Consider the following 2,386-nt stretch of genomic DNA (forward strand, 5'->3'; position numbering starts at 1 on the left):
GCGCTCATAAACCTTTTTCCGGTCAAACAGGGTATAGATCGCACCAAGCGCCCAAGCCTGATCGATAATGATCCGGTCTTGGTAAATGTGCGGATCATAGAAAATCACCCCGCAGCGGTGCAAATAGGTGCGTAAGGTTTCGGGTGTGCCGTTAACGCCATGCTGTGCGCATAGATCGGCAAACCACGCTTGATCTCGCCACTGATTCTCCGGTCGATAGGTGCCATCGGCCTCGCGCAGGTTTTCAATCGCCTTTTGCACCGCCTGCCACGCTTGGCCGATTACCCGCACCTCCTCGTTCGCATGGAGATGGTCCACCGCGTCCCGCAGGGCGGCGCGCAACTCGCGGGCGCGATATGGTTTCTGGGCACCGAACTGCAGCCGGCGCAGAAACGCGAAGGCAGCCCCCTCGGTGGGCGGCAGGGGCTGTTCGTCAGCCTGCGCGTCGCATTTACTGCGCACCAGCAAAATTGGGCTATCCGCGCCCGCCTGGTCGGCGATATGGTCCAGCCAATATTGAAGGGGATACGTGCGGGCATTATAATCCAACGGCGCGGGGTTAGGCAGGATATTATTGTCTGGTTCCCGATCCGCCGACCACAACACGGCAAAGACTGCGCGGCTGCGCAAAAACAGCGTATGGGTGCTGTGATACAGTTCCTGCCCGCCAAAATCCCACAGGTGCAGGCGGGTTTCGGCCTGATGACCGTCGCCCGGCAGCGTGGCGGTGGTGACCTGGATGCCGTGGGTGCTATCCCAATCGGGGTTGAAGGCCTCCCCGCGTAAATGCCGCGCCATTTGGGTTTTGCCGGTACCGCCATTGCCCAGCAGAAAAAGTTTTACATCGCGGACAGGGACGGGGTTTTGCCCTCGGTCGGCGAAATAGTCGCGCAGGAGAGGGAGGCAGTCGTCGCCATAGCCTTTCGATAGGATTTCTGGGGGAACGCCTAGCAGCGTGGTGATGCATACATATTGCAGGGCTGGGCCTGTCCAGAAATCGGCAGGATAGGTTTTTAGGGGAGTGTCGGAGCAGGTGAGGGTTTGCAGGGCGGTGCAGTTTTGCAGCCCGTCGAGGCTTGTGATCTGGGTGCGGGAGCAGGTGAGGGTTTGCAGGGCGGTGCAGTTCTGCAGCCCGTCGAGGCGGGTGATCAGGGTGTCGGAGCAATCGAGGCTTTGCAGGTTGGTACAGTTCTGCAGCCCATCAAGGCTCGTGATTTGGGTATTGTCGCAGCGGAGGTTTCGCAGGTTGGTGCAGTTCTGCAGCCCGTCGAGGCTGGTGATCTCGGTGCCGTTGCAGGTGAGGTTTTGCAGGGCGGTGCAGTTCTGCAGCCCGTCGAGGCTGGTGATTGGGGTGTTGGAGCAGATGAGGCTTTGCAGGTTGGTGCAGTTCTCCAGCCCGTCGAGGCTTGTGATCTGGGTGCGGGAGCAGGAGAGGTGTTGCAGGACTGCGCAGTTCTGCAGCCCGTCAAGGCAGGTGATCGCGTTAAACGAACAATACAGTTCCCGCAAATGCGGCACGTCCCGTAGGGCCTCCGGCAATGCGAATAGCCCCAAATCAGAAAGGTACAAGACCCCCGTCTTCTCCTCCGCCTCGCGCGCAATCCGGGCGACGGCGACGGCCATCCCATTGGTGCCATCAAACTCGGGAATAATCGTCATGCGGCAAGCCCCCCCAGGAAAAACATTCTTTCCGAGATTAACCTTTTCCCTGTGCAGCGCAAAGGGGTGCGCTGCCCTCACCCCACGCTGCTCAAACTCCGCGACGGATAGCGTAAGGACGGATCGAACGGGTTCAGCCTGCGCCCAGGGTGGCGGCTTCGGTTTGCAGGATGCGGACCACATTCGGCAGGCGTTCGGGGCTGAGGCGCTCGGCGAGGGTGCCGATGGAGAGGGCGGCCACGGCTTTGCGGTCGGCGTCGAAGACGGGCACGGCGAGCCCGGCCATGCCGGGGATCAGGCCGGTATTGAGGCTCACCCAGCCTTGGGCGCGGGCTTTGGCGAGTTCCAGGCGCAGTCCCGCTTCGTCGAGAAAGCCGCGATCCAGCAGGCGGGGCATATTGAAGCGGATAACCTCTTCGGCCTCGGTTTCGGGCAGATGGGCGAGAATGGCAAGGCTGCCCTGGCCGATGCCCAGTGGAATTTTGCCGCCGATATCGCCGGTGAAGGAGCGGATGGGGAAGGGGCCTTCGATGCGGTCGAGGCAGACCACGTCGTAGCGGTCGCGCACCAGCAGAAAAATCGTATCGGTGAGGGTGGCCGAGAGGCGCAGCAGAACGGGGCGGGCGAGGTCGCGCAGCCCGTCCGCCTGGCCCGCGCGGGCGGCGAGAACGAAGAAATCCAAGCCCAGCCGGTAGCGCTTGCCGCCTGAAACTTGGGCGACGAAGCC

The 2,386-nt window shown here is 61.8% G+C and carries 2 protein-coding genes; both read right to left on the reverse strand.

Translation table 11 applies throughout. From position 1 onward, the window contains the following. Positions 1-1,659 (reverse strand): leucine-rich repeat domain-containing protein (locus VZ95_RS15225; RefSeq protein WP_045776615.1); only part of this gene is annotated, 1,659 nt, incomplete at its 3' end. Between the two features lie 133 nt (positions 1,660-1,792). Beyond that, a partial coding sequence (locus VZ95_RS15230; RefSeq protein WP_232302680.1) for an IclR family transcriptional regulator occupies positions 1,793-2,386 on the reverse strand: 594 nt, incomplete at its 5' end.

Origin of the sequence: Elstera litoralis (assembly GCF_000963705.1) — a bacterium.
Classification (GTDB): Bacteria; Pseudomonadota; Alphaproteobacteria; order Elsterales; family Elsteraceae; genus Elstera; species Elstera litoralis.